Annotated in this window: 25 protein-coding genes; 9 read left to right on the forward strand and 16 right to left on the reverse strand. The window is 71.4% G+C overall.

Translation table 11 applies throughout. The annotated features are described in order from the left end of the window. Positions 1 to 25 precede the first annotated feature (25 nt). Complete coding sequence (locus FHS44_RS14085) at positions 26 to 1798, reverse strand: ABC transporter ATP-binding protein (protein WP_184714406.1); 1773 nt, start codon at positions 1796 to 1798, stop codon at positions 26 to 28. Continuing rightward, positions 1795 to 3576 carry an ABC transporter ATP-binding protein gene (locus FHS44_RS14090; RefSeq protein WP_184714407.1) on the reverse strand — a complete coding sequence of 594 codons (1782 nt, stop codon included), beginning with the start codon at positions 3574 to 3576 and terminating at the stop codon, positions 1795 to 1797. The genes FHS44_RS14085 and FHS44_RS14090 overlap by 4 nt, the downstream gene beginning before the upstream one ends. A 244-nt stretch (positions 3577 to 3820) precedes the next feature. Here FHS44_RS14090 and FHS44_RS14095 point away from each other — a divergent pair, with 244 nt between their 5' ends. After that, positions 3821 to 4453 carry a TIGR03085 family metal-binding protein gene (locus tag FHS44_RS14095; RefSeq protein ID WP_184714408.1) on the forward strand — a complete coding sequence of 211 codons (633 nt, stop codon included), beginning with the start codon at positions 3821 to 3823 and terminating at the stop codon, positions 4451 to 4453. 26 nt (positions 4454 to 4479) lie between these two features. Here FHS44_RS14095 and FHS44_RS14100 read toward each other — a convergent pair whose 3' ends face one another. Both FHS44_RS14100 and FHS44_RS14105 read right to left on the reverse strand, forming a co-directional pair. Further along, entirely contained in the window at positions 4480 to 5391 is a 912-nt protein-coding gene (locus FHS44_RS14100) for a hypothetical protein (RefSeq protein WP_184714409.1), read from the reverse strand. A gap of 500 nt (positions 5392 to 5891) precedes the next feature. Then, positions 5892 to 6611: a MerR family transcriptional regulator gene (locus FHS44_RS14105; protein ID WP_221460687.1), complete on the reverse strand. Its 720-nt coding sequence runs from the start codon at positions 6609 to 6611 to the stop codon at positions 5892 to 5894. An 87-nt stretch (positions 6612 to 6698) separates the two neighbouring features. Between FHS44_RS14105 and FHS44_RS14110 the strand changes: the two genes are divergently transcribed. The 3 genes from FHS44_RS14110 (at position 6699) to FHS44_RS14120 (ending at position 9661) form a co-directional block, all read left to right on the forward strand. Beyond that, complete coding sequence (locus FHS44_RS14110; RefSeq protein ID WP_184714413.1) at positions 6699 to 7646, forward strand: hypothetical protein; 948 nt, start codon at positions 6699 to 6701, stop codon at positions 7644 to 7646. 319 nt (positions 7647 to 7965) lie between these two features. Continuing rightward, positions 7966 to 8127 carry a hypothetical protein gene (locus tag FHS44_RS14115; protein WP_184714415.1) on the forward strand — a complete coding sequence of 54 codons (162 nt, stop codon included), beginning with the start codon at positions 7966 to 7968 and terminating at the stop codon, positions 8125 to 8127. 139 nt (positions 8128 to 8266) lie between these two features. After that, complete coding sequence (locus FHS44_RS14120; RefSeq protein WP_184714417.1) at positions 8267 to 9661, forward strand: glutamine synthetase family protein; 1395 nt, start codon at positions 8267 to 8269, stop codon at positions 9659 to 9661. A 4-nt stretch (positions 9662 to 9665) separates the two neighbouring features. Here FHS44_RS14120 and FHS44_RS14125 read toward each other — a convergent pair whose 3' ends face one another. Both FHS44_RS14125 and FHS44_RS14130 read right to left on the reverse strand, forming a co-directional pair. Continuing rightward, positions 9666 to 11084, reverse strand: a complete 1419-nt coding sequence (locus FHS44_RS14125) for an MFS transporter (RefSeq protein WP_184714419.1) — start codon at positions 11082 to 11084, stop codon at positions 9666 to 9668. A 76-nt stretch (positions 11085 to 11160) separates the two neighbouring features. Continuing rightward, on the reverse strand, positions 11161 to 11649 hold the full coding sequence (locus tag FHS44_RS14130; RefSeq protein ID WP_184714421.1) for a MarR family winged helix-turn-helix transcriptional regulator: 489 nt from the start codon (positions 11647 to 11649) through the stop codon (positions 11161 to 11163). 105 nt (positions 11650 to 11754) lie between these two features. Here FHS44_RS14130 and FHS44_RS14135 point away from each other — a divergent pair, with 105 nt between their 5' ends. Further along, positions 11755 to 11913, forward strand: coding sequence for a hypothetical protein (locus FHS44_RS14135; protein WP_221460688.1), 159 nt, complete (start codon positions 11755 to 11757; stop codon positions 11911 to 11913). A gap of 88 nt (positions 11914 to 12001) precedes the next feature. On the opposite strand, the gene hisF is transcribed toward FHS44_RS14135, so the two are convergent. The 8 genes from hisF to hisD are packed head-to-tail and all read right to left on the reverse strand — an operon-like array spanning position 12002 to position 17625. Continuing rightward, entirely contained in the window at positions 12002 to 12772 is a 771-nt protein-coding gene (hisF, locus tag FHS44_RS14140) for an imidazole glycerol phosphate synthase subunit HisF (RefSeq protein WP_184714422.1), read from the reverse strand. Beyond that, positions 12769 to 13488: a bifunctional 1-(5-phosphoribosyl)-5-((5-phosphoribosylamino)methylideneamino)imidazole-4-carboxamide isomerase/phosphoribosylanthranilate isomerase PriA gene (gene priA / locus FHS44_RS14145; RefSeq protein WP_184714424.1), complete on the reverse strand. Its 720-nt coding sequence runs from the start codon at positions 13486 to 13488 to the stop codon at positions 12769 to 12771. Before priA ends, hisF begins: the two co-directional genes overlap by 4 nt. Before the next feature lie 4 nt (positions 13489 to 13492). Continuing rightward, the gene (locus FHS44_RS14150; RefSeq protein WP_184714428.1) at positions 13493 to 13834 is read right to left on the reverse strand and encodes a hypothetical protein; all 342 of its coding nucleotides are present in this window, start codon (positions 13832 to 13834) and stop codon (positions 13493 to 13495) included. A 22-nt stretch (positions 13835 to 13856) separates the two neighbouring features. Then, positions 13857 to 14486: an imidazole glycerol phosphate synthase subunit HisH gene (hisH, locus tag FHS44_RS14155; RefSeq protein WP_221460689.1), complete on the reverse strand. Its 630-nt coding sequence runs from the start codon at positions 14484 to 14486 to the stop codon at positions 13857 to 13859. Continuing rightward, on the reverse strand, positions 14483 to 14638 hold the full coding sequence (locus FHS44_RS14160; RefSeq protein WP_184714432.1) for a CG2302 family histidine operon protein: 156 nt from the start codon (positions 14636 to 14638) through the stop codon (positions 14483 to 14485). Before FHS44_RS14160 ends, hisH begins: the two co-directional genes overlap by 4 nt. Continuing rightward, positions 14635 to 15255, reverse strand: coding sequence for an imidazoleglycerol-phosphate dehydratase HisB (hisB, locus tag FHS44_RS14165; protein ID WP_184714434.1), 621 nt, complete (start codon positions 15253 to 15255; stop codon positions 14635 to 14637). The genes FHS44_RS14160 and hisB overlap by 4 nt, the downstream gene beginning before the upstream one ends. Next, positions 15252 to 16322, reverse strand: a complete 1071-nt coding sequence (locus tag FHS44_RS14170) for a histidinol-phosphate transaminase (protein ID WP_184714436.1) — start codon at positions 16320 to 16322, stop codon at positions 15252 to 15254. The genes hisB and FHS44_RS14170 overlap by 4 nt, the downstream gene beginning before the upstream one ends. After that, complete coding sequence (gene hisD, locus FHS44_RS14175) at positions 16312 to 17625, reverse strand: histidinol dehydrogenase (protein ID WP_184714438.1); 1314 nt, start codon at positions 17623 to 17625, stop codon at positions 16312 to 16314. The genes FHS44_RS14170 and hisD overlap by 11 nt, the downstream gene beginning before the upstream one ends. 100 nt (positions 17626 to 17725) lie before the next feature. Between hisD and ybaK the strand changes: the two genes are divergently transcribed. Together ybaK and FHS44_RS14185 are read left to right on the forward strand one after the other, a co-directional pair. Further along, complete coding sequence (ybaK, locus tag FHS44_RS14180; protein ID WP_184714440.1) at positions 17726 to 18226, forward strand: Cys-tRNA(Pro) deacylase; 501 nt, start codon at positions 17726 to 17728, stop codon at positions 18224 to 18226. Then, positions 18226 to 19617, forward strand: coding sequence for an amidase (locus tag FHS44_RS14185; RefSeq protein ID WP_184714442.1), 1392 nt, complete (start codon positions 18226 to 18228; stop codon positions 19615 to 19617). Before ybaK ends, FHS44_RS14185 begins: the two co-directional genes overlap by 1 nt. A gap of 9 nt (positions 19618 to 19626) precedes the next feature. Here FHS44_RS14185 and FHS44_RS14190 read toward each other — a convergent pair whose 3' ends face one another. After that, positions 19627 to 19992, reverse strand: coding sequence for a hypothetical protein (locus FHS44_RS14190; protein ID WP_184714444.1), 366 nt, complete (start codon positions 19990 to 19992; stop codon positions 19627 to 19629). 84 nt (positions 19993 to 20076) lie between these two features. Then, positions 20077 to 20625, reverse strand: a complete 549-nt coding sequence (locus FHS44_RS14195; RefSeq protein WP_184714446.1) for a hypothetical protein — start codon at positions 20623 to 20625, stop codon at positions 20077 to 20079. Positions 20626 to 20731: 106 nt separating this feature from the next. On the opposite strand from FHS44_RS14195, the gene murA reads away from it, so the two are divergent. Next, complete coding sequence (gene murA / locus FHS44_RS14200) at positions 20732 to 22048, forward strand: UDP-N-acetylglucosamine 1-carboxyvinyltransferase (protein ID WP_184714448.1); 1317 nt, start codon at positions 20732 to 20734, stop codon at positions 22046 to 22048. Between the two features lie 52 nt (positions 22049 to 22100). Beyond that, complete coding sequence (locus FHS44_RS14205; RefSeq protein WP_184714450.1) at positions 22101 to 24404, forward strand: transglycosylase domain-containing protein; 2304 nt, start codon at positions 22101 to 22103, stop codon at positions 24402 to 24404. Position 24405 lies beyond the last annotated feature (1 nt).

Consider the following 24405-nt stretch of genomic DNA (forward strand, 5'->3'; position numbering starts at 1 on the left):
CCCGGGTCCCCTCTGTACCGGGGTGTCAGGACCTCGCGGCCGAGACCCAGGAGGCGTGCAGGCCCGCGTAGACGCCCGGCTCGCCGACCAGCTCCGCGTGCGGGCCGCGCTGGACGACGCGGCCCGCGTCGAAGACCAGCACCTCGTCCGCGGCCTCCGCGGTGGACAGGCGGTGGGCGATGGAGACGGCGGTACGGCCCCGCGTCACCCCGTCCAGCGCGCGGGCCAGCCGTACCTCGGTGGCCGGGTCGACCGCGGAGGTGGCCTCGTCGAGCAGCAGGAGGTCCGGGTCGGCCAGGTAGGCGCGGACCAGGGCGACGAGCTGGCGCTCCCCCGCCGACAGGGACTCACCCCGCTGGCCGACCGGGGTGTCCAGGCCCTCCGGCAGCCCTTCGAGCCAGTCGGCCAGCCCCAGCTCGGTCAGGGCCAGCAGGATCTCCTCGCGCGTCGCGGAGGGACGGCCGAAGCGGATGTTCTCCTCCAGGGTGCCGTCGAACAGGAAGCCGTCCTGCGGCACCATGACGATGCGCTCGCGCAGCGAGGAGAAACGGACCCCCCGCAGGTCGTGCCCGTCCACGGTGACCCGTCCCGAGACCGGGTCCATCAGGCGGGTCAGCAGCTTGGCGAAGGTCGTCTTGCCGGAGCCGGTCTCCCCGACGACCGCGATCCGCGAGCGCGGCGGGATGTCGAGCGTGACGTCGGTCAGCACCGGAGCGCCGCCCGGGTAGGCGAAGCCGACCTCCTCGAAGGAGACGGAGATGGGGCCGCGCGGCAGCTCGACGCCGTCCTCGCCGGGGTCGGCGACGTCCGGCGGCGTGTCGAGCACGCCGAGGATGCGGCGCCAGCCCGCGATGGCGTTCTGCGCCTCGTTGAGCATCTCGGTCGCGGTCTGCATCGGCGAGACGAACAGCGTGATCAGGAACAGGAAGGCGATCAGGCGTCCCGCGGTGATGTCCCCGGCGACGCCGAGCCGGACCCCGATCAGCACGACCGCGGTCGTGGCCAGCGCCGCGACGATCTCGGTCACCGGGAAGACCGTGGCCACGATGCGCTGGGTGCGGGCCTGGGCCGCCTTGTTCGCCTCGATGGCCACGTCCAGCCGCTCGGCGGTACGGGCCTCCGAGCCGTGGGCCCTGATCACCGCGGCCCCGACGACCGACTCGCCGACCGCGGCGAGCAGGTCGCCCGCGCGCTCGCGCACCTGCGTGTAGGCGCTGGACAGCCAGCGCTGGAAGCGCGGCAGCACGACCAGCAGCGGCAGGAAGCACACCCAGACCGTCAGGGCGAGCTGCCAGGAGTAGACGAACATCAGCACGGTCGCGACGAGGAGCTGGCCCATGGCGATGATGATCATCAGCCCGCCCCACTGCATGAAGACGCTGATCTGGTCCACGTCCCCGGTGACCCTGGAGACCAGGGCGCCGCGCCGCTCGGAGTTCTGGGTGAGCACGGACAGGTCGTGCACGTGCCGGAAGCCGCGTGTCCTGAGCGTGGCGAGGGAGGCCTCGGTCGCCCGGTACAGGCGCACGTTCATCAAATAGGCGCACAGCGCGGTGAGCACGACGGCCGCCGCGCACAGCAGCACGGCGGTGCGGATGTAGGGCAGGTCGGGGATCGAGCCCTTCAGTCCCCTGTCGATGGTCTGCTGGACGGCGATCGGGACGATGACCTTGCCGACCGTCGCCAGCACGGCGAGGGCAAGCGTCCCGACCATCCCCTTGCGAAACTCCGGTGTCAGCGACAGGCCGTGCCGTACGGTGGCCAGCGCCGACCTTTCGACTCCGTGGAGCGAGCTCACGCGCTGACCTCTTCCTCTTCCTCGGCGTCGAGCGCCTCGCGCTCGGCCTCCTCGCGTTCGTAGGCGGTGACCAGGTTGCGGTAGCCCCGGCACCGCAGGAGCAGTTCCCCGTGTGGCCCCCGGTCGGCGACCCTGCCGTGGTCGAGGTAGACGACCTCGTCGGCCAGGGCGATGGTGGCCATCCGGTAGGCGACGACGACCACGGTCGAGGCCTGGGAGGCGTCCCGCAGTCCCTGCAGGATCTTGGCCTCGACCTGGGGGTCGACGCTGGAGGTCGCGTCGTCCAGGACGAGCAGCCTGGGGCGGCGCACCAGCGCGCGGGCCAGGGCCAGGCGCTGGCGCTGGCCACCGGACAGGGAGGTGCCCCGCTCGCCGACCTTGGTGTCGAGTCCCTCTGGCAGGGCGCTGACGAAGCCGTCCGCCTGGGCCAGGCGCAGCGCCGCCCAGACGTCCTCGTCGCCGACGGGCAGGCCGAGGGTGACGTTGCCGCGTACGGTGTCGTCGAACAGGAAGGTCTGCTGCGGCACCAGCGCGACCGTCTCGCTGACCCCGCCGCGGACGACCTCGCGCAGGTCGACGCCGTCGATCATGACGGCCCCCCGTGCCGGGTCGACCAGGCGGACGAAGGTCTGGGCGAGGGTGGACTTGCCCGAACCGGTCGGCCCGACCAGCGCGACCGTACGGCCTGGCGGAACGTCGAGATCGACCTCGTGCAGCACCGCGGAGTCGCCGTAGGCGTAGCCGAGGCCGCGCACCCGCAGGCTCGCGGGGCTCTCCCCGGTCAGGTTCGCCGAGCCGTACTCCATGGAGCCCGTCGTGTCGAGCACGGAGCGCACCCGCTCGTAGCCGACGACGGCGCGGGGCAGTTCGGCAAGGACCCAGCCGAGGGCCCGGATGGGGAAGGCCAGCAGGGTGAACAGGTAGGCGACCTGGACCAGCACGCCCGGGGTGATCGCCCCGCCCTCCAGGCGCCCGGCCCCGGCCAGCAGTACGGCGAGCACGCCCAGCGTGGGCAGTGCCTCAAGAAGGGGGTCGAACAGGCCGCGCACCCGGCCGACGGCGATGTTGGCGTCGCGCAGTTCCTCGGCCCTGGCGCGGAACCTGGCGGCCTCCTCGTCCTCGCGGCCGAGGGTCTTGACGACGAGGGCGCCGTCGAAGCTCTCGTGCGCGATCTCGCTCACCTCGGCGCGCAACTGCTGCGCCTTGGTGGCCAGCGGACTGAGTTTGCGCTGGTAGACGAAGTTGAGCACGGCGATGGCCGGGAAGATCAGGAAGCCGACCAGCGCGAGGACCGGGTCGGTGGCGACCAGCGCGAAGGCCGCGGTGATCAGCATGACGACCACGCCGACCGCCATCGGCAGCGGGGCGAGCGGCCCCCACGCGGCCTCGGCGTCGGCGCTGGCGTTGGACAGCAACTGGCCGGTCGGGTGCTTGTGGTGCCAGGCGAGGGGAAGTTTGAGGTACTGGCGGGTGACCTCTCTTCGGGAGCGGGCCTGCATCCGGTACTGCATGACGCCGGCGAAGTAGCGTCGTCCGGCGACGCCGAGCGCCTTGAGCAGCGCGACGCCGAGGATGAGGAGGACGGTCGCGGTCAGCGCGCCTGTCGCGATCCGGCCTTCGGAGAGGGAGGGAAGTACGAGATTCTGGGTGGCCCAGCCGAGAGCCCACGCGGAGGCTACGGTCATGACGCCGTAGACGGCGCTGGACAGGACCGCGACGGCGAAGACCCCTCTCTCGGCCCGGATGGCGACCCCCAGAACGCGGAACCCTTGACGCATGACGGCGGAGGTCACCTTGCTCGCCACTCGGGGGGTGTCCTTTCGATGAGACTGTCACTACTTATGTGACTATCACTCTCAATCAAGCGCTTATTCCCCCATGCCCCTGAATCCGGTGTTTTCGTGGCGCGGAGCCACGTCCTGGGCGCGAAGGTTGTCCGGTTCGACCACCCCCTAGGGCGATTTCACATAGTGCCGGATATATCACTCTACGTCATGCGAGGGGCGTTGTTAGGATCGTCGGATGACCCATGCCAGCGCCGAGCGCGCCGCGCTCGCCGACCTGCTCGACCGGCTCGGCCAGGGCGCCCCGACCCTCTGCGAGGGCTGGACCACCTTCGACCTCGCCGCCCACCTCGTGCTGCGGGAGAGGCGCCTGGACGCCGCGGGCGGCATCGCGTTCGCCCCGCTGGCCGGGCGCACCGCCGCGGTTCAGGAGTCCCTGAAGGTGAGGTACGGCCACGCGGGCCTGACCGAGCTGGTCCGCACCGGCCCCGCGGGCGTCTACGGCCTGGTCCCCGGGCTGGACGAACTGGTCAACACCCTGGAGTTCTTCGTCCACCACGAGGACGTCCGGCGCGCCCAGCCTGACTGGGAGCCGCGCGAGCTTCCTCCCGGCCTCGACGAGATCCTCTGGAAACGGCTGCGGATCCTGGGACGTGTGCAACTGCGCAGATCCCCGGTCGGCGTCGTGCTGCACCGCACCGGCGGCGGCGTCGTGCTCGGCGGCCCCAGGGACGGCGGCAGGGTCGAGGTGCGGGGCACCGCGGGCGAGCTGACGCTGTTCTGCCTCGGCCGCCAGCGGCACGCCAGGGTCGAGACGGTCGGCTCCGGCGAGGCCGTCTCCCGGCTGCTGGGCACGTCCCTGGGCCTGTGACCGAGCGGCCCTGAGACGGGCCCCGGTCAGCCGCACAGGCGCAGCAGCGGGCGGTGCGGGTCGGAGTAGTGGTCCAGGACGCCGTCGCAGAAGCCCGCGTACGTCTCCATGAACAGGTGCGCCTTGGCCTGCCAGCTCCGCTCGGTCTCCTCGTCGATCCCGGGCATCCTGGCGAACAGCGCGCGGCTGAGCGCCCCGTGGCGGCGGGCCGCCCCGGCCCTGGCGTGCGCGCGCATCGGCTCGACGAAGCCGGGGGTCAGCCCGACCGTCTCGCAGGCGGCCAGGAAGGGGCAGCGGGCGACGGGCTCCTCGTTGTCCGCCTCAAGGCGCTCCTCGATGACGCCGAGCGTGGCGACGAAGAACAGCGGGTCGGTCCGCGCCCACCAGGACAGCATCTTGATCAGGGCCGCGGTCGTCGGCAGCGGGCGGGCACGCAGCAGGTCGCCGCGGGTGGCGCCGAGGGACCTGAAGGCGCGCACCGCGACGTCGTCGTGACGGCTCCCCCTGCGGTCGAAGTCGTCGAGCGCCTGCCTGAGGTCGGCGTTCTCCGCCAGGGTCTGTACGGCCGAGCCGAGCCCGCTCTCCCTGGAGAGCAGGAACCAGTTCTCAAGGCCGAAGCCGAAGAAGACGTTGGGGTGCAGCCGCTGCGGGCGCTCCAGGATGCGCCGCCAGAACGGGCCGGTGAGGACCAGGTCCTCAAGGAGGTCGTTGAGCAGGCCCTCAAGACGGGCCAGGGCGGCCGTTCCCGGGGAGACGACGGGCACGGCGCCCTCGTCGATCAGCCCCCACCCCACGGCGGGCTCGACGACCTCGCGCACCACCTCGCCGTCGAGGCCGGTCTCGCGCTCCAGGTCCTCAATGGTCCTGCTGCCGTCGAGGCGCCCAAGCAGGTCGAGGAAACCGTCCCTGCTCACGCCATCGGGGACGTCGACCTCCACAATCCCTGAGGGGGTATGCAATTCCGCCTCGCCCTTCTCGCCGATGCGAAGGGAGGCTCGCAGACAAGGCTTCACCGGGAGGGAGTTCACAGCCAATGTCAATTTCCTTTGATGTCGGAGAACGCGCGAAGCGAGATGACACACGGGAGGAAGGCCCGTAGCCAGGACACCGACCCCCCTGGTCGGTCACGGCCGGTCACATCATCGGTGAGCGGCAGAAACGGCGGTCACCCCGGCACAACGCTTGATCCGCACGGCACACCCCCTCGTCTCCCCGTAGATCGCAGAAACTGCCCCGCCGTACATACTGGCAGATTTACCAGCATGCTCCGATCAATGTCAGACATTAAAGCTGTTACATACGCCCGTCAACCCTGACATACTCAGTTGACATGAATCCCAATTTTCAGTTGATGTCACTATGAGGCGTTACTTGAAGTGATTTTTCGTACTAAGGCACTACACGGCGGAGTACGTCCGGGTTCATCGCGCCGGGGCACCTACCCCTCCCCGGTAGCCGCCCCCTCGGGCCCCGCCGGGGCCGCGCCTTGGCGCCGCACGTCCTCCCAGTCCACGTTCTCCCACTGGGCGCTCTTCCAGTCGTCGCCGAACAGGCGGGCGGAGACGTTGGCCTGGGCGATCCGGCGCAGCGCCGCGACCAGCGCGTCCCCCAGCGAGGTCCCGACGACGACGATCTCGATCATGCGCTCCAGGTTCGGCTCCTCGGCCATGCCCGCGACGTCGGCCCCGGCGATCACACCCGCCGCCTCGGCGTAGTCGTCGAGCCGGGCGAGGATGCCGTCGTAGCCGAGCCCGCGCAGGGTGAGCAGCACCCCGGCCACACTCCGCATCGGCGGGCTGTCGGGATGGTGCCGCCAGCCGTGCCTGGCGATCAGGTCCTCGGCCTCGCGCATCGCCGCGGCCCACTCCTCGCCCTCCCCCGGCTCACGCCGGGTCGTGATGCTCGTCTGGGCGTGGCCGAGACGGTCGTGCAGGCCGTGCGAGGGATCGTCGAGGTGGCCGAGCACCTCGCGGATCGCGGCGATCGACAGGCCCGCGTAGTCGGCCATCGCCCGCACCAGCCGGATCCGCCGTACATGCTCCTGGCCGTATTTCGCCTGGTTGGGGCTGGTCCGCTCCCCGCTGGGAAGCAGCCCCTCCCGCAGGTAGAACTTGATCATCGGGACCGAGACACCCGTCGCCCGACTCAGGTCCGCCATCCGCACCGCAGCCACCTCCTCTTGTGATCACGCCTAAGTTTAGCTATAGATAACGGATAAATCCGTTATCTATATGAAGGACCTTGGATGACCCGCTGGCACCGCCCGCTCCTCCTGATGTCCGCGATCATGGCCGTCCTGGCCGTCATCTCCCTGTTCGGCGTCTTCCTCGACCATCGCGTCCTTGACGGCCTGCCCATCTGGCTCAAGCCCCTGAAATTCACCCTCTCCTTCGTCGCCTACGGCCTGACCTGGGCCTGGCTACTGTCCCTGCGGCGTACGGCACAGCGCCTGAGCTGGCTGCTCGGCAGCGTGATGGCGATCGCGTGCGTCGTCGAGATCACGGTGATCATCAGCCAGGTCATCCGGGGACGGCACAGCCACTTCAACTTCTCCACGGCGCTGGACTCGTCCCTGTACGCCCTGATGGGCACGACCGTCATGGTCCTCATGCTGACCAACCTGGCCGCGGCCTTCCTGGTGCTGTTCGAGCGTCAGGCGACCCCGGCCGACACCTGGGCGATCCGCATCGGCCTCGTCGTCTCGGCGGCCGGTCTCGCCGTGGCCATCCTGATGCTCCCGCCGACCTCCGCCCAGCTCGCCGACACCACCGCCGCCGTCCTCGGCGCGCACAGCGTCGGCGTCCCCGACGGCGGCCCCGGCCTGTCCCTGCTCGGCTGGAGCACGACCGGCGGCGACCTGCGCGTGCCGCACTTCTTCGGCATGCACGCCCTGCAGGTGCTGCCGCTGCTGGCCCTGCTCACCCGGGGCATCCGCGACCAGGTTGTACGGCTGCGCCTCATCCTGATCGCCGGAGCCGGTTACACCGGCCTGGTGGCGCTGGTGACCTGGCAGGCGCTGCGCGGCCAGCCCCTGGTGCGGCCCGACGCCCTCACCCTGGGCGTGGCGGGTCTGCTCGTGGCCGGGATGGCCGTCGCCGTACCGCTGTGCCTGCTGCCGCGGCGCGGGCGTGTGAGCCCCGTCACCGTGGAGCCCGTCGCAGACGTGCGGGAGAGCGCGACGGTCGAGGCGTAGGGCGGTCACGGCAGAAAACCGGAAAACCAACCGTGACCGGCGCGAGGGGCCGGTCCGCTGGTCACAGCCCGTGCCCCGGTCCCAACGATCTTCGGACCGCCCTAACGCCAGCGGTATACCTGGCATTCGGGATTGGACAGAACCGCTTCGCCACCGCACCATTGCGGAGGTGACTCATGCCAATCTAACGATCTGGCCATGGATTCCCACCGCTCAACAGGTATGATCATCAAAATCCGGGAGCCACCCGGGCCGAAGATGCCAAAGATCATTAAAATCCGGGTATAACGGCTGGGACTGGAGCAGCAGGAGGCCCCCCATGCAGGTCAAGAAGGTCGCCACCTATGTCGCGGTGGCGTTCGTGGCCTTTTATCTGTTCACCAGGCCCGCCGACGCGGCGAACGCGGTGAACGGAGTCTTCGACGGGATCGTGAGGGCGGCGGACCAACTGTCGCTGTTCTTCACACGTGTGTTGAGCTGACCGACGGTGGGGGTTCTCCCCACCCCTGACCTGTTTCTCAGGCGCTTCCGCACGCCCCACGCGGAAGCGCGTACCCCGTGACGCCGCGTCGCCACGCGATGTGCTTCCACTGCCCTTCGGGACGTGTTACCCAGGGAGCATGGCAGAGCGCTACAGCGTCACCGGGGTCCATCCACCCGATCCCGCGGAGCGGCGCGTCCTCGAACGCGTCGAAACGGAGGGCATCGAGCTGGTCCGTTTCCTGTACGCCGACCACGGCGGGGTGATCCGCGGCAAGGCCGCCTCCCGCTCCCGGCTCGCGGAACGGCTCGGCTCGGGCATCGGGCACACCGTGGCGATGATGGCGATGAACATGCTCGACCAGCTCCAGGAGGTCGAGGGGCTCGGCCCGGTCGGTGAGGTCCGTCTGGTGCCTGATCCGTCCACCTTCGTCGCCCTCCCCTACGCCCCCGGCGCCGCGGCCATGCTGGCGGACCTGCGTCAGATCGACGGCTCCCCGTGGGCGGCGTGCCCGCGCACCTTCCTCCGCGAGGCCGTCGCCACCCTGGCGAAGGAGGGGCTCGTCGCGGTCGCCGCCTTCGAGCCCGAGTTCACCCTGGGCCGCCGCGTCCCCGGCGCCGACGGCGAGCCGGACAGGCTCGTCCCGCTGGACGACAGCCTCTGCTACGCCACCTCCGGTTTCGACCTGGCCCACGACTACGCCATGCGCCTGGTGCGCGCCCTGCAGGCGCAGGGGCTGCGGGTCGAGCACTACCACCCCGAGCTCGGCCACGGTCAGCAGGAGCTGTCCGTCCGGCACGCCCAGGCCATGCGCGCCGCCGACAACCAGGTCATCTACCGGGAGACCGCCAGGGGCGTAGCCTTCGGCATGTCGCTGTGGGCCTCCCTCGCCCCGAAGCCGATCGCCGACCAGGCGGGTAACGGGGCGCACCTGCACCTGTCCCTGTGGGATCCCGAGCTGCGCGCCAACGCCTTCGGCGACCCCGCCGACCGGTACGGCGCCTCGGCGATCGCCTACCGGTTCATCGGCGGCCTCCTCGCGCACCTTCCCGCGCTCACCGCCCTGACCTGCGGCTCGGTGAACAGCTTCCGGCGTCTGGGGCCGAGGATGTGGTCGAGCGCCTACGCCTGCTACGGCATGGACAACAGGGAGGCCGCGGTGCGGATCTGCTCCCCCATGCGCGGGGCGGCCGAGGCGTCGGCCAATCTGGAGATCAAGCCCTCCGACTCCTCGGCCAACCCCTACCTGTCGCTCGGCGCCGTCATCCACGCGGGCCTGGACGGCATCCGCAGGGGGCTCGACCCCGGCGAGGCCGTCGACGTCGATCCCGCCACGCTCCCCGAGGGCAGCCTCCCCCGGCTGCCGCGCTCGCTGGAGGAGGCCCTGGACGCCCTTGAGGCCGACGAACTGCTGATGAACGCCCTCGGTCCGCTCCGGGCCTCCGCCTATCTGGCCGTCAAGCGCTCCGAGGCCCGTGCCTTCGCGGCCGAGGACGTCCCCTACGAACTGTTCAACCACTTCCGCGCCTTCTGAGAACTCACCTCCGGCGCGGCTCGCGCAGCACGAGGAGGGCGACGGCGAGGGCGGCGAGGAGAAGTCCCGTGCCGACGGTGAAGGCCAGACGGTAGCCACCGGTCAGCGCCACGGCCTGGCTCGCGCCGCCGGTGAGCAGGTCCCCGGTGCGGGAGGCCGCCAGGGTCGAGAGCACCGCGACACCCAGGGCCATGCCGATCTGCTGCGTGGTGTTGAACAGCCCGGAGGCGAGCCCGGCGTCGCCCTCCCCCGCGCCGGACATGCCGAGCGTGGTCAGCGCCGGGAGGGCGAGGCCGAAGCCCGCCGCGAGCAGCATCACCGGGAGCAGGTCGGTGACGTAGTCGGCACGCACCGGAAGGCGGACGAGCAGCCCGAGGAGCACGACCAGGAGCACCAGCCCCGCCAGCAGCACCCTGCGCTCCCCGAAGCGGACGTTGAGCCTGGCGGAGACTCCCAGGGAGACCACGCCGATGACCACGGCGGCGGGGAGCATCGCGAAGCCGGTCCGTGCCGCGCCGTACCCGAGGACCCGCTGCAGGTAGAGGGCCAGGAGGATCTGGAAGGAGAACAGCGCCGCCACCATCAGGACCTGGACCAGGTTGGCCCCGGAGACACCGCGTGACCTGAGGATCCGCAGCGGCATGAGGGGGGTCCGCGCGGTGGCCTGGCGGAGGAGGAACCCGGCGAGCAGGGCGAGGGACAGGGCGCCGAGGCCGAGGGTGCGCGCCGAGAGCCAGCCGTGCTCCCCGGTGCCGACGACGGTGTAGATGCCGAGCATCAGACCGGCGGTGACCAGGAGGGCGCCGAGCGCGTCGGCCCCCGCGGCGAGGCCGAGCCCACGGTCGGTGGGCAGCGCGGGTACGGCCACCGCCAGCGCCGCGAGCCCGATCGGCAGGTTGATGAAGAAGATCCAGTGCCAGGAGAGGGCGTCGGTGAGGAGGCCGCCGAGCACCTGGCCGATCGAGGCGCCCGCGGCTCCGGTGAAGCTGAAGACGGCGATCGCCCTGGCGCGCTCCCGGGGGTCGGTGAACAGCGTCACCAGGATGCCCAGGCCGACCGCGGAGGCCGCGGCGCTGCCGACCCCCTGCAGGAAGCGGGCGACGATCAGCGTCTCGGCGGTGGTGGACACCCCGGCCAGCACGGAGGCCGCGACGAAGACCACGGTCCCCGCCAGGAAGACGCGTTTGCGGCCGACCAGGTCGCCGAGCCGTCCGGCCAGCAGCAGGAGGCTGCCGAACGCGATCAGGTAGGCGTTGACCACCCAGCTCAGTCCGGCCGGGGAGAATCCCAGGTCGTTCTGGATGGCCGGCATCGCCACGGTCACGATGCTGCCGTCGAGGATGGTCATCAGCAGGCTCGTGGCGATGGCCCCGAGGGCGGTCCAGCGGGACCGTGACATGGGAGGGGCGGAGACGAGGGACATGGATTCTCTCCTGTCGGACGAGGACGACAGGAGAGACCGTAGCAGATAGTTTTGTAGTAGACGATTTCTTTCGGGACTAGCTTGTCCGCTGGCGGGCGCGCCGTACCGGCTGGGGGTTCTCCGCGGGGGTGGCCAGGTGGCCGGTCGCCAGGCGCCCGAGCGCCCGCAGGAGGATCTCCCGCTCCTCCTCGGGGAGCGCCGCGAGCGCCTCCCGGTGCACGCGGTCGACGATCTCCTGGCTCCGCTCGGCGATCCGCGCGCCGTCCTCGGTGACCGCGATGATCCTGGCCCGCCGGTCCGTGCTGGACGGGCGGCGCTCGGCGAGACCGGCCTGCTCCAGGGCGTCCACCGTCACCACCATCGTGGTCTTGTCCATGTCACCGATCTCGGCGAGCTGGATCTGGGTGCGCTCCTCCTCAAGGGCGTGCACCAGCACACAGTGCATGCGGGCCGTGAGCCCCAGCTCGGCGAGCGCGGCGGCCATCCGGGTCCGCAGGACATGGCCGGTGTGGTCCAGCAGGAACGACAGGTCGGGCGCTGTGCTGGTCGGTGCCATGGCGGTCATGCCCACCAGCATAGTCACCGGTTCCGTAGCGGATCATCCGGCGAGAATCCACCCCGACCGGCAGCGCGGCGAGCCGCCCCCGGCGGGGGACTTCGCCTGGAGACGGTGTTGGGCGCGCTGCGCATCCGGATCGTGCGCGAACTGCTGGTCGAGCGGGAACGGTTCGGCCTCGACCGCCCCAAGTCGTCGCTTTCACCACTTCAGAGGCCGGGCTCATCAGGCGGCGTCAGTACGGCCTGGAGCGTCGCGGTCACGTGCGCGTGACCGATCTGGAGGCCCGCTTCCCCGGCCTGCTGGACCTGATCGTCGCCCGGACCCCCGGCTGAGCCGCGCGGAGGCCCGGCGAGTCACCTCAGCGGACGGGATGCCCCGCCGCGCGCAGGGCGTCCTTCACCTCGCCGATCCTGAGCTGGCCGAAGTGGAAAACCGAGGCCGCCAGGACCGCGTCCGCCCCCGCCTCGACGGCCGGGGGGAAGTCCTCAAGCGCCCCGGCCCCGCCGCTGGCGATCACCGGCACCGAGACCACCGCCCGCACCGCGCGGATCATCTCCAGGTCGTAGCCCTGCTTGGTGCCGTCCCCGTCCATGGAGTTGAGCAGGATCTCCCCCGCGCCGAGCTCCTCGGCCCTGCGGGCCCACTCGACCGCGTCGAGCCCGGTGCCCCGGCGCCCTCCGTGGGTGGTGACCTCGAACCCCGAGGGGGTCGGCGGGCCGTCCACGACGCGGCGGGCGTCGACGGACAGCACGATGCACTGCGCGCCGTACCGCTGGGACGCCTCCGTCAGCAGTTCGGGCCTGGCGATGGCGGCCGTGTTCAGCCCGACCTTGTCGGCGCCCGCCCGCAGCAGCCTGTCCACGTCCTCGACGGAGCGCACTCCCCCGCCGACGGTCAGCGGGATGAAGACCTGCTCGGCCGTCCTGCGCACCACGTCGTAGGTCGTGGAACGGTCGGAGCTCGACGCCGTGATGTCCAGGAACGTCAGCTCGTCGGCCCCCTCCGCGTCGTAACGGCGGGCCAGCTCGACCGGGTCCCCCGCGTCGCGGAGGTTCTCGAAGTTGACTCCCTTGACCACCCGCCCGGCGTCCACGTCCAGGCAGGGGATCACACGTACCGCGACGGTCATCCGACAGCCGCCAGGGCGTCCTCCAGGGTGAACGCCTGGGCGTAGAGCGCCTTGCCGACGATCGCGCCCTCGACGCCGAGCGGGACCAGCTCGGCCAGGGCCCGCAGGTCGTCCAGGGAGGAGACGCCGCCGCTGGCGACCACGGGCCTTTCCGTGCGGGAGCAGACCTCGCGGAGCAGGTCCAGGTTGGGGCCGCGCAGCGTGCCGTCCTTGGTGACGTCGGTGACGACGTAGCGGGGGCAGCCGTCGCGCTCAAGGCGTTCGAGCACCTCCCACAGGTCGCCGCCCTCCTCGGTCCAGCCCCGGGCGGCCAGGGTGGTGCCGCGCACGTCCAGGCCGATCGCGATGCGGTCGCCGTACTCAGCGATGATCTTGGAGCACCAGACGGGGTTCTCCAGGGCGGCGGTGCCGATGTTGACGCGGCGGCAGCCGGTGGCCAGCGCCGCCTCAAGGGAGGCGTCGTCGCGGATGCCGCCGGACATCTCGACCTTCACGTCGAGCGCGCCGACCACGGAGGCGAGCAGCTCACGGTTGGAGCCCCGGCCGAAGGCCGCGTCGAGGTCGACCAGATGGATCCACTCGGCGCCCGCCTCCTGCCAGGCGAGTGCGGCGGACAGCGGGTCGCCGTACGAGGTCTCGGTGCCCGCCGCCCCCTGGACCAGGCGGACCGCCTGGCCGTCTGCGACGTCCACGGCGGGCAGCAACTCTAGCGACATCTGATCAGGACCTCCGGTCGAAGACGAGAGTGATAAAAACCGGTACAAGCAGAATAGAAAGGACAAACACCCCGAACCGTGCGGCCCACGAGGACCACAGCAGCCAGGCGATGACCTGCGCGATGAGGAACAGCACCGCCACGAGGCCGTTCTGCGCCCTGCGGCGGCGGGCCTTGATGCCGCGCTGGGCGGCGATCCTGACGGGCCTGCGGGGCAGCAGGGCGGTGACCCGGCCCGCCAGCTCACGCCGCCGCGCGAGCCTGGCCTCCCGTACGGCGCGCAGGGCGGCCTGCTTCGCCTGCTCGGCCTCGCGTTCCGCCCTGCGCCTGGCCCGCTCCCTGCTCACGGGAGCCTCGACGGCGAGGACATCACCCGAGGCTGTCGAGCCAGTTGGTGAGCAGTTGCGCCCCCGCGTCGCCCGACTTCTCCGGATGGAACTGGGTAGCCGTCAGCGGGCCGTTCTCCACCGCCGCGACGAACGGCACCCCGTGCTCCGACCAGGTGACCAGGGGGTCGGTGAACCCCGGCCCCGCCTTGAGCTCCCAGTCGCGCACGCCGTAGGAGTGCACGAAGTAGAAGCGCGTCTGCGGGTCGAGCCCGGCGAACAGCACGCTGCCCTCGGGAGCGTTGACGGTGTTCCACCCCATGTGGGGCAGGACCGGGGCCTCCAGCCGCTCGACGGTGCCCGGCCACTCGCCGCAGCCCTCGGTCGTGACACCGTGCTCGATGCCCGTCTCGAAGAGGATCTGCATGCCGACGCAGATGCCCAGCACCGGCCTGCCCGCGGACAGGCGGCGGTCGATGATGCGCTCCCCCCGCACGGCCCGCAGCCCCGCCATGCAGGCCGCGAAGGCACCGACGCCGGGAACGACCAGCCCGTCGGCCTCCATCGCCTGGTCGTAGTCGGAGCTGACCGTGACGGTCGCGCCGACCCTGGCCAGCGCCCGCTCGGCCGAGCGGAGGTTGCCCGAGCCGTAGTCCAGAACCGTGATCCTCATCGCCACAGCACCGCCGCGGTGACCGCCATGGCCGCGAGCGCGCCCAGCAGCAGCGCGCCCTTCTTCAGGCCCTGCTTGAGGAAGGACACGACCCCGCCCACCAGGAACAGGGCGAGGAAGGCAAAGGCGACGGTCGTCCAGTTGTCGATCACAGGACGCCCTTGGTGCTGGGCACCCCGGTCGCCCTGGGGTCGAGCTCACTGGCCTCCCGCAGCGCCCTGGCCAGCGCCTTGAACTGCGCCTCGACGATGTGGTGGGCGTTGCGGCCGTAGGGCACGTGGACGTGCAGGCAGATCGCGGCCTGCGCGACGAACGACTCCAGGATGTGCCGGGTCATCGTCGTGTCGTAGGCGGAGCCGATCATCGGGGCCATGCCCTCCGGCTCGCTGTGCACGAGGTACGGCCTGCCCGACAGATCGACCGTGACCTGCGCGAGGGCCTCGTCCAGCGGGCACGACGCGTTGCCGTACCGTCTGATGCCCGACTTGTCGCCCAGCGCCTCACGGAAGGCGGCGCCCAGCGCGAGCGCGGTGTCCTCGATCGTGTGGTGCGAGTCGATGTGCAGGTCGCCCTCGGTCTTCACGGTCAGGTCGAACAGACCGTGCTTGCCGAGCTGGTTCAGCATGTGGTCGTAGAAACCGACCCCGGTGGACACGTCGACGTATCCGGTGCCGTCGAGATCGACCTCGACCAGCACGGACGTCTCCTTGGTCGCGCGTTCGACGCGGCCGAGGCGCCGGGTGGGCTCGGCTCCGGCAGGACTGCTCACAGGGTTCCCTCCAGGGCGGCGCGGAAGGCCGCCATCTCCTCGGTCGTTCCGATGGACACGCGCAGCCACCCGGGCGGGCCGACCTCGCGGATCAGCACCCCGCGGTCGAGCATGTCCCGCCAGACGGTGCGCCTGTCGGGGAAACGGCCGAACAACACGAAGTTGGCGTCGGAGTCGGCCACCTCAAGCCCCTTGGAGCGCAGCCAGCCGACCGTCGCGTCACGCTCGGCGCGCAACGTGTCGACGGTGCCGAGCAGCTCCTCGCGGTGGGCGAGCGCGACGCGCGCCGCCGCCTGGGTGAGCGACGACAGGTGGTACGGCAGCCGCACCAGCAGCAGCGCCTCGATCACCGCCGGGTGGGCGGCGAGATAGCCGAGCCGGGTTCCGGCCATGGCGAACGCCTTGGACATGGTCCGCGTCACGATGAGCCGGGGGTTGGCCGGCAGCAGCGTCAGCGCCGACGGCGTCCCGGTGCGGGCGAACTCGAAGTAGGCCTCGTCCACGACGACCATGCCGGGCGCCGCCTCGACGACCCTGGCGATGACCTCGGGGTCGAGGGCGGTGCCGGTCGGGTTGTTCGGCGAGGTCAGGAACACGACCGCGGGCCGGTGCTCCTCGATCGCGGCGACGGCCTTGTCCGGGTCGATCCCGAAGTCGTCCTCCCGCGCCCCGGCGATCCACTCGGTCGAGGCGCCGGTGGTGATGATCGGGTGCATCGAGTAGGACGGCTCGAACCCGAGCGCCGAGCGCCCGGGGCCGCCGAAGGCCTGCAGGATCTGCTGGATCACCTCGTTGGAGCCGTTGGCCGCCCAGACCCGCTCGTGGGTCAGGCCGTGCCCGAGGTAGGCCGCCAGGTCCTCGCGCAGCGCGACCGCGTCCCGGTCGGGATAGCGGTTGAGCTCACCCGCCTGGGACCGTACGGCCTCGGCCAGGTCGGCGACCAGGGCCTCGGAGGGGCCGTAGGGGTTCTCGTTGGTGTTCAGCCGCACCGGGACGTCGATCTGCGGCGCGCCGTACGGCGTGCGTCCTCGCAGGTCGTCACGGATGGGCAGGTCCTCAAGCCTCATCGGGGATCTCCCATCCGAACCGGGCGCGCACGGCGGCGCCGTGCGCGGGCAGGTCCTCGGCGTCGGCCAGCACGCACACGTGCGCGGCCGAGCACGCCAGCGCCTCACGGGTGTAGTCCACGACGTGGATGCCACGCAGGAACGTCTGCACGGACAGGCCTGAGGAGTGACAGGCGCAGCCGCCGGTCGGCAGCACGTGGTTGGAACCGGCGAGGTAGTCGCCGAGCGAGACCGGCGCGTGGGCGCCGACGAAGATCGCACCCGCGTTGCGCACCCGGGCGGCGAGCGCGGCGGCGTCGGCGGTCTGGATCTCCAGGTGCTCGGCGGCGTAGGCGTCCACCACCCGCAGCCCCGCCTCCATGTCGTCGACGAGCAGGATGCCCGACTGACGCCCGGACAGGGCCTCGGTGACGCGCTCGCCGTGCTTGGTCGCCGCCACCTGGCCGGGCAGCTCGCGCTCCACGGCGTCGGCCAGCTCGACGGAGTCGGTGACCAGCACCGAGGCGGCGATCACGTCGTGCTCGGCCTGGCTGATCAGGTCGGCGGCCACGTGCACCGGGTCGGCGGTGGCGTCGGCGAGGATCGCGATCTCGGTGGGACCCGCCTCCGAGTCGATGCCGATGACGCCCTTGAGCAGCCGCTTGGCCGCCGCGACCCAGATGTTGCCCGGGCCGGTGACCATGGTGACCGGCTCGCACTCCTCGGTGCCGTAGGCGAACATCGCGACCGCCTGGGCGCCGCCGACGGCGTAGACCTCCTCGACCCCGAGCAGCGCGCACGCGGCCAGGATCGTCGGGTGCGGCAGCCCGCCGAACTCCTTCTGGGCGGGCGAGGTGACGGCCAGCGAGGGCACGCCCGCCTCCTGGGCGGGGACGACGTTCATCACGACGCTCGACGGGTAGACCGCCCTGCCGCCCGGCACGTAGAGGCCGACCCGCTCGACGGGGACCCAGCGCTCGGTGACGGTGCCGCCCGGCACGACCTGGGTCGTGACGTCGGTGCGGCGCTGGTCGCGGTGGACCAGGCGGGCCCTGCGGATCGACTCCTCAAGGGCGGCCCTGACCCTGGGGTCGAGGTTCTCCAGCGCCTTGGTGATCTCCGCCGCGGGCACCCGGGTCGAGGCCAGCTCGACGCCGTCGAACCTCGCGGTGAGCTCCCGTACCGCCTCGGCGCCGCGATGATGCACGTCCTCGCAGATCGGCCTGACCGCCTCAAGGGCGGCTTCGACGTCGAGCTCGGCACGGGGCAGCACGACGCGGAGGTCCCTCGGCAGGGACCCGCGCAGGTCGGTACGAGAAATCACCCGTCTAGTCTACGGAGGTCCGGCACCCGGTCTTGTTCCGTACCATCATCCGGACACGCCCTTTACATTGTAGATTTTTCTGGGTGGTTAGACTCCCTCCGTGAGCAAGAGCAGGAGCAAGGGCGGTCAGGGCACCCCGGCGACGGTCGCGCTGACCCAGGCCAAGGTCGGCTTCACCCTCCACCCCTACGAGCACGACGCGAACTCCCAGGCCTACGGCGAGGAGGCGGCCGACGCGCTCGGCGTGCCGTACGAGCGGATCTTCAAGACGCTGGTCGCCGAGGTCGAGGGCGGGCTTGCCGTCGCGGTGGTGCCCGTGGCGGGCAAACTCGACCTCAAGGCGTTCGCCGCGGCGCTCGGCGGCAAGAAGGCCGCCATGGCGGAGGCCGCCAAGGTCGAGCGGGTCACCGGCTACGTGGTCGGCGGCATCAGCCCGCTCGGCCAGCGCAGGGCGTTGCCGACCGTGGTCGACGCCTCCGCCCTGGAGTTCGACACGATCTACTTCTCCGCCGGGCGCAGGGGCCTGCAGATCGAGACGGCCCCCGCCGAGCTGGTACGGCTGACGCGGGCGACCACCGCCCCCATCGGCAAGACGGACTGATGTTCTACCTGACCGCCCTGGAGATGCTGGAGCTGCTGCGGACCCGGCAGGTGGGGGCCGTGGAGCTGCTGCGGGCGCACCTGCGCAGGATCGAGGAGGTCAACCCGCGCGTCAACGCGATCGTCACGCTGACGGCCGAGCGCGCCCTCGCCGAGGCCGAGCAGGCCGACCGCGACCTGGCGCGCGGCGAGTGGCGCGGCCCGCTGCACGGCCTGCCGGTCGCGCACAAGGACCTGACCGAGACGGCGGGCATCCGCACCACGTACGGCTCGCCGCTGTTCGCCGACCACGTCCCGCCGCGCGACTCCCTCCTCGTACGGCGGATGCGCGAGGCCGGGGCGATCACCCTCGGCAAGACCAACACCCCCGAGTTCGGCACCGGCTCCCACACGGTCAACGAGCTGTTCGGCGTGACCCGCAACCCCTACGACCTGTCACGCTCGGCGGGCGGCAGCAGCGGCGGGGCGGCGGCGGCGCTCGCGGCCGGGATGGTCCCGCTGGCCGACGGCTCCGACATGGGCGGCTCGCTGCGCAACCCGGCCTCCTTCTGCAACGTGGTCGGGCTGCGGCCGACGCCGGGACGGGTGCCCGCCCCCTCCCCCACGGCGGCGTGGTTCACCCTCGGCGTGCCGGGGCCGATGGCCCGCACCGTGACGGACCTGGCGCTGCTGATGAGCGTGATCTCCGGTTTCGACGCCTCCTCCCCGCTTTCGGTCACCGAGAGCGGCGCGGCGTTCGCCGGGTCGCTGGAGACCGACCCCGCGCGGCTGCGGATCGCCTGGAGCCCCGACCTCGGGGGCCTGCCGGTCGATCCGGAGACCGCCAGGGTCACCGCGCTCGCCCCCCGGGTCCTCGAAGGTCTCGGCGCCAGGGTCGAGCAGGTCAGGCTCGACCTGTCCGACGCCGAGGAGGCCTTCCGCGTCTATCGGGCGTGGTACTACGCGCTGTCCTACGGCGGCATGCCCGCCGAGCGGCTCGGGGCCAACGTGCGCTGGAACGTCGAGCAGGGCCTGAAGGTCACCGGGGCCGACCTGGCCAGGGCCGAACGGCTGCGCAGCGGCCTGTACCGGCGGATGAGCCGTTTCTTCGGCGACCACGACTTCCTGGTCGCGCCGGTCAGTCAGGTGCCGCCGTTCCCGGTCGGCGAGCCGTACGTCTCGGAGATCGCCGGGGAGCCGATGCCCGACTATCTGGCGTGGATGCGCTCGGCCTACTGGGTCAGCGTGCTGCACGCCCCGGCGATCTCGGTGCCCTGCGGCTTCACCGGGGACGGGCTGCCGGTCGGCGTGCAGATCGTCGGGCGGCCCTTCGACGACCTGGGCGTGCTGCGCCTGGCCCACGTCTTCGAGCGGGCGACCGGCCACGGCGCACGCAGACCCGCCCTGCGCTGAGCGGCCCCCTCAGACCCGCTGCCGCCTCGATCCGCGTACGGCGGGCAGGAGCAGGATCAGGCACCCGGCCAGGCTGGCGGAGGCCCCGGCGCCCAGGAGCACGGCGGCCGTGTGGCGGGAGCCGTACTCCTCCTCGTCCGCGGCGGCGAAGCCGCTGTAGCGGGCCGCCTCCCCCGCCAGCTCGTCGTGGCGGACCTGGTCGGTCTCCTTGACGCCGTCCGCCTCGGCGAGCAGCTCCGCCACCTTCCGCCGCTGCCCGTCGAGCCTCTCCCGCGTCTCCTCGGCCCGCAGGAACGTCAGGGTGCTCAGTCCAGCCAGGACCAGGGCCAGGGCCACCAGGGCCACCCCGATCCATCTGCGTCTCGCCGTCGTCATGGCAGGCGACGGTAGCCGGGCGCCGTGGACACCCGAACCCGCCGCCAGGGGGACCCCGCCTCCCCCTGCCGGATGACCGGGAGGCTAACGCCCGCTGATGTCGTAGCCGGACAGCGGGCCGTAGGGGTCCTGGCCGCCGAAGGGCGTGCGCAGCGGCGAGTCCCGGTAGCCCGCGATGCCCTCAAGCGCGAAGAACAGGCCGACCGCCAGCGTGGGCCAGGCGAACATGAACCCCTTGGCGGTCAGCGCGAGCGGCCCGGGGAACAGCGAGACGGAGTTGCCCGAGGCCATGACCGGGGCCGGGGCGAGGTTGATCGTCCCGCCGATGAGGGTCGCCAGGTAGGCCCCGAGCAGGCCCCCCGTGGCCAGGCCGACCACGATCGCCAGCGGCCTGCCCCGGCGCGAGAGGGTGTAGCCGACGGCGCCGCAGGCCAGCCCGATCACCCCGGTGACCAGGGCGTACAGCCCGTCTCCCGCGATCAGCGCCTGCGTCGAGGGATCGGCCAGCAGCGGCCCCTGCCCGGTCATCACGTACGGCGGGCGTGGCGCGAGCATCGACCACAGGACACCGGCCACCACCCCGAGGACCCCCAGGACCAGCACGGTGACGGCGAAGTCGCGCGCATGCCGCAAAGTCTCCCCCTACCCGCTGTACTGATGTCTGTACTGATGTGCCCGATGTTACCGATCCCGGGTCGTGTTCCCGGAGAGTCAGGGCGAATCCCGTTACGCTGTCCGGGTGAACGAAGAGGTGTGGCTGATCGAGCCTTCCGGACCGCTCCGCGGCGACGTCGAGGTCCGCGGCTCGAAGAACGGCGTGTCCAAGCACATGGTCGCCGCGATGCTGGGCGCGGGGGAGAGCACGATTCACAACGCCCCCGACGTGGGCGAGGTCGGCATCACCGCGCAGATGCTGCGGGCGCTCGGCATCGACGTCGAGATCACCCCCAGGGAGATCAGGGTCGCCAGGAGCGAGCGGATCAACCCGCACGTCCCCGCGGCGTTCACCGGTCTCAACCGCATCCCCATCCTGATGCTCGGCCCGCTGCTGCACCTGGCCGGTGAGGCGTTCGTGCCGCTGGTCGGCGGCGACCCGATCGGGCGCAGGCCCGTGGACTTCCACGTCGAGGCGCTGCGCGCGATGGGCGCCGAGGTCGAGGTGAGCGACACCGGGGTCTACGCCAAGGCCAGGCGGCTGCGCGGCACCCGGATCGAGCTGCCCTACCCCAGTGTGGGCGCGACCGAGACGATCCTGATGTCGGCGGTGCTCGCCGAGGGCAAGACGGTCCTCAAGGGCGCCGCCATGGAGCCTGAGGTGGTGGAGCTCGCCCTGTTCCTGCAGCGCATGGGCGCGCGCATCGAGCTGAGCCCGGACCGGCGCATCGTGATCGAGGGCGTCAGGAGGCTGCGTGGCGCCTCGACCTGGCTGAACGGCGACCGCATCGAGGCCTTCTCCTACCTCGCGGCGGGCCTGATCACCGGGGGCGAGGTCAGGGTGCACGGCTGCCCGCAGGACCGCCTGGTGACCGCCATCACCACCCTCGCCAGGATGGGCGCGGAGATGGACATCACCGACGACTACGTCTCGGCCTCGGCACCCGAGGGACTGCGGGCCGCCGCGGTGCAGACCGACACGCACCCGGGGTTCATGACCGACTGGCAGACACCGCTGATGGTGCTGTTCACCCAGGCCCAGGGCATGTCGGTGCTGCACGAGACGGTCTTCGAGAACCGGCTGGTCTACGTGCCCGCGCTGCAGAAGATGGGCTGCGAGATCGAGGTCTTCGACGTGTGCCTCGGCGGCCCCGCCTGCCGCTACCACGACACCAACGCCAAGCACTCCGCGGTCGTGCGGGGCGTGTCGAAGCTGCGCGGCGCCGACGTGACGCTGCCCGACATCCGGGCCGGGTTCTCCGCCGTCCTGGCCGCCGCCGCGGCCGAGGGCACCTCGACGCTGCGGGGCGTGCACCACATCGAGCGGGGCTACCACCGCCCGTTCGAGCAGTTCGCCTCCCTGGGCCTGCGGGTCAGCAGGGAAGCGGTCGTGGAAGAGTAAAGATTCACGGTCGGGCGTTTGCCCCCGCCCCCATGGCCGCACGTTACTGTCTGTGACATTGCGATCATCCGAGGTGAGGCGCGGGCTCGCCGCGTGCCTGTGGGGCCTGACGGCCTGCGGCGTGCTCGGCGGGCTCCTGGTCGCGGCCATCGCCCTGCCGACGGTCGGCGGCGCGGGCATCACCACCAACACGGTCACACGCCTGTTCACCGACCTGCCCCCCAGCCCGAGGGAGGACCCGCTTCCCGAGCGGACGGTGCTCCTGGACAGGAACGGCAAGCAGTTCGCCCAGTTCTACACGGAGAACCGGAAGATCGTGAAGCTCGACCAGATCGCCCCGGCCATGCGCCAGGCGATCGTGGCGATCGAGGACTCCCGCTTCTACGAGCACGCGGGCCTGGACATCAAGGGAACGCTGCGGGCCCTGGTCACCAACACCCAGGCCGGTGGCGTACGGCAGGGCGGCTCCTCCCTCACCCAGCAGCTCGTCAAGAACATCCTGGTCGAGGGCGCCGAGACCGAGGCCGAACGCGACAGGGCCCGCGAGCCGAGCCTCAGACGCAAGATCACCGAGCTGCGCTACGCGCTGGCCATGGAGAACAAGTACTCCAAGCCCGAGATCCTGGAGCGCTATCTCAACATCGCCTACTTCGGCGCCGGGGCGTTCGGGGTCGAGGCGGCCGCCCAGCGGTTCTTCTCCGTCTCGGCCGCCGACCTGACCCTGAAGCAGGCGGCGACCCTGGCCGGGGCGGTGCGCACGCCGTACGCGACGGATCCCTCGCTCGGGCCGCAGCGCAGGCACCGGCTGCGGGAGCGCAGGGACATCGTGCTCGACCGGATGGCCCAGCTCGGCAACGTCCCGGCGGCGCAGGCCAAGGCGGTCAAACGCACCCCGCTGGACATCCACATGCGGCCCGAGCCCGGTGGGTGCGCGGGAAGCGCCTATCCCTACTTCTGCCTCTACGTGCACAAGGAGCTGGTGAACAACCCCGCCTTCGGCCACACCAGGGCGGCTCGGGAGCGGCTGCTGGCCAGGGGCGGCATCGTGCTGCGCACCACCCTCGACCCGAAGGCCCAGCGGGCCGCGCAGCGCGCCATCACCTCGCGCGTCTCGGCGAAGGACACCGAGGTCGCCGCGGAGGCGATGATCGAGCCGGGGACCGGCAGGATCAGGGCGATGGCGGCCAGCAAGAAGTACGGCGTCAACTCGGGCAACGCGAAGAACGGCCCGAGCACCACCTACAACCTGCCCGCGGACATGGCGCACGGCGGCGGGCAGGGCTTCCAGGCCGGGTCCACGTTCAAGGCGTTCACCCTGGCGACCGCGCTCGGCAGGGGCTGGCGTTTCGACGACGGCTTCATGACGCCGGGCAGTTTCGTGCCCTCCGGGGGCTACTTCGACTGCCACGGTCACCGGGTGAACGACCCGAACACCCAGATCTTCAACGCCAGCGGCGAGGGCAGCGGCGGGCCGCACAGCATCTCGACCGGCACCTGGAAGTCGGTGAACATCTTCTACATGATGCTGGAGCGCCGGGTCGGCCTGTGCCAGGTGGTCAAGACCGCCAAGGCGCTCGGCGTGGTCCGCGCCGACGGCACCCCGCTGCGCGAGGTGCCGACCTTCACCCTCGGCGTCAACGAGATGGACCCGGTGACGGTCGCCGCGGCCTTCGCCGCGTTCGCCGCCCGGGGCCGCTACTGCAGGCCGATGGCCATCGTGGACATCGTGGAGCGGGACGGCACACACGTGCCGGTGCCGCCGAGCTGCGTTCAGGCGATCGAGCGGGACGTGGCCGACGCGGTCAACCACGTGCTGTCCGGGGTGTTCACCAAGGGGACCATGACGGGGCAGGGCATCGGGCGTGACGCGGCGGGCAAGACCGGCACGAACAACGGCTACACCTCCGCCTGGTTCGCCGGTTACACCCCCGACCTGGCCGCCGCGGTCAGCGTCGGCGACATCAGGGGCGCCTACCGCTACCCGCTGCGTGACGTGACGATCGGCGGCGAGTACTACGGGCAGGTGCAGGGCGCCTCCCTGCCGGGTCCCATCTGGGTCTCCTCCATGGAGGGCGCCCTGGGTGACGTCGAGGAGTCCTCCTTCCACCATCCGGACATGTCACGCTTCGGCGGCGGCTACACCCCGGGCCTGGAGAAGGAGGACAAAAAGCGCGACGGCAACGGGGACGACCGCGCGGACGGGCAGGACGCCGACGCTCCCGACGAGCGGCGCAGCCTCGGCGCGGACCGTGGCTACCGGGGTGGCAGGACCCGCTGGAAGAAGCACAAGCACCAGCAACAGCAGCGCCAGCAGCAACGGCACCGCCAGCCCCGCCTGCGGCCCCCGGCCCGCTGAC

Source organism: Streptosporangium saharense, assembly GCF_014203715.1.
Lineage (GTDB): Bacteria > Actinomycetota > Actinomycetes > Streptosporangiales > Streptosporangiaceae > Streptosporangium > Streptosporangium saharense.